Below are 2,108 nucleotides of genomic sequence, written 5' to 3' on the forward strand. Positions count from 1 at the left end.
CATTAACTATATGTTCTGCTATTACTTTCTTAGCTTTATCCTCTGTCATTTTCACGTATGTTACCTTTTCTTCCCCAGGCTTGTACACTTCAACTATAGGCTCTAGGTCACATATTCCTATACATCCTGTTTGAGTAACGGTAACATCCCCTAAATTTCTTTTCTTAGTCTCTTCAAGTAATGCCATTAAAACAGGCCTAGCACCTGCAGATATTCCACAAGTTGCCATTCCCACTACTATTCTTGTTCCCTTTCTTTCTCCCCTTAATGTAACCTTATCAAGGGATGCTTCTCTAATCTTTTTTAACTCCTCTAGAGATTTCATTTAATACACCTCCAAATAATATGAATGATATCGTTTTCCTATTACATGTATTTGTTAATTATTTCTGGAACCTCATTAGCATCTAATTTTCCATAAACATCTTCATTTATAGTCATAACTGGAGCTAGTCCACATGCACCTATACATCTAGTAGCTTGCAGTGAAAATTTTCTGTCCTTAGTTGTACCGTCCACTTCTACTCCCAGTTGGTCTTTTATTTTATCTATAATATCTTGAGCTCCTTTAACATAGCAAGCTGTACCTAAACAAACACCTATTTGGTATTCTCCCTTTGGTACTAATGAGAACTGGGCATAGAATGTTGCAACACCATAAATTTCAGATAGTGGTATATTTAATTCTTCAGATATAATACTCTGAACCTCTATTGGAAGATATCCGAATATCTTTTGTGCTTTATGAAGCACTGGCATTAATGCTCCTTTTTTACCCTTATTTTCTTCAATAACTTCCCTTAATTTCTGGATATTTTCTTTGTTTGCGGCGAAATCAAACTTAAATTCCATCAGGTATCCTCCCCTTACATTATATTTAAATTTTTTTGTAAATGTTTAATATAAGTTGTAATCTTTTTAATTTTTCTGTCTAACCTCTATTTTAGTCCCTTTCATTATATTGGATTGTTTAAAAAATGTCAATTTCAAATTGAATTATTACAAAAAATCAATATTTATTAATATATAATTGTAAATTGTTAATAAGTTTCTTTAATAAATTTCAACATTGAAACATTTTTTCATTTTTGATTTCGTAACTATTTCATATTAGAAACAGACAGACCAGTGGAGGGGGAAAGATAGTGCAGAGTGTAGGGTACAGAGTAAAAAAATAAAGGATTAGCTAAAAGCCAATCCTTTCTCTCTGCTCCTTGCACTCTACTTTATAATTTGCCTCTTTTTACATAACTAGTATGAAGTAACCCATGGGCCTTGTGACTATTTGGTTTTTCTAAGAAATCACTATATAGTTTCTTTATCTCTGGATTTTCATGGGATTTTCTTATAGCTTTAGCTTCGTCTTCATCATAAAGGGCCTTGGCCCTTAAAGTTTTCACATCTTTAGTCATTCTATCCTTAGCACTTAGGTGAGGTTGACCTCCACCGGTTACACAACCACCTTCACATCCCATTATTTCTATAAAGTGATAGTCTGCTTCTCCACTTTTAATTTTTTCCATAAGTTTTCTAGCATTTCCCGTTCCATTTGCTACAGCTATCTTTACAGTTGTATCTCCAAGTTCTATTTCTGCCTCTTTGACCCCTGCTGTTCCCCTAACTTCATCATACTGTATTTTATCTAATTCTTCACCTAAAACAACTTCCGATACTGTTCTAAGGGCAGCCTCCATAACCCCACCTGTTGCTCCGAAGATTACCCCAGCTCCTGTTGACTCCCCTAATACTTCATCAAACTCTTCATCTTGTAAGTGGTTAAAATCTATTCTAACTTCCTTTACCATTTTACCTAATTCTCTAGTGGTAAGAACGTAATCCACATCCCTTAACCCAGTTATATGCAGCTCTTCTCTATTTGCTTCAAATTTCTTAGCCGTACACGGCATTATGGAAACCACAATTATTTCTTTTGGATTTATATTATTTTTTTCAGCATAATATGACTTAATAATAGAGCCCATCATTTGTTGTGGTGATTTACAACTTGATAAGTTATCTATTAATTCTGGATAGTTATGTTCACAAAACTTAATCCATCCCGGCGAACATGATGTTATCATTGGAAGTTTTCCACCATTTTCTAGTCT

General features: G+C 33.9%; 3 protein-coding genes. All 3 read right to left on the reverse strand.

Annotation, left to right across the window (positions count from 1 at the left end; all coding sequences use genetic code 11):
* Positions 1-325: (2Fe-2S) ferredoxin domain-containing protein (locus V6137_RS20900; protein WP_425449886.1), on the reverse strand; the 325-nt coding region annotated here is incomplete at its 3' end.
* Between the two features lie 41 nt (positions 326-366).
* On the reverse strand, positions 367-852 hold the full coding sequence (locus V6137_RS20905) for an NADH-quinone oxidoreductase subunit NuoE family protein (RefSeq protein WP_425449887.1): 486 nt from the start codon (positions 850-852) through the stop codon (positions 367-369).
* Between the two features lie 374 nt (positions 853-1,226).
* Positions 1,227-2,108 (reverse strand): [Fe-Fe] hydrogenase large subunit C-terminal domain-containing protein (locus tag V6137_RS20910; RefSeq protein ID WP_425449888.1); only part of this gene is annotated, 882 nt, incomplete at its 5' end.

Origin of the sequence: Dethiothermospora halolimnae (assembly GCF_037577855.1) — a bacterium.
GTDB lineage: Bacteria > Bacillota > Clostridia > Tissierellales > VENL01 > Dethiothermospora > Dethiothermospora halolimnae.

What these genes read in the sequence shown, in the direction of transcription:
- V6137_RS20905 (WP_425449887.1), bottom strand. Translation starts at nt 852, where the DNA reads ATGGAATTTAAGTTTGATTTCGCCGCAAACAAAGAAAATATCCAGAAA.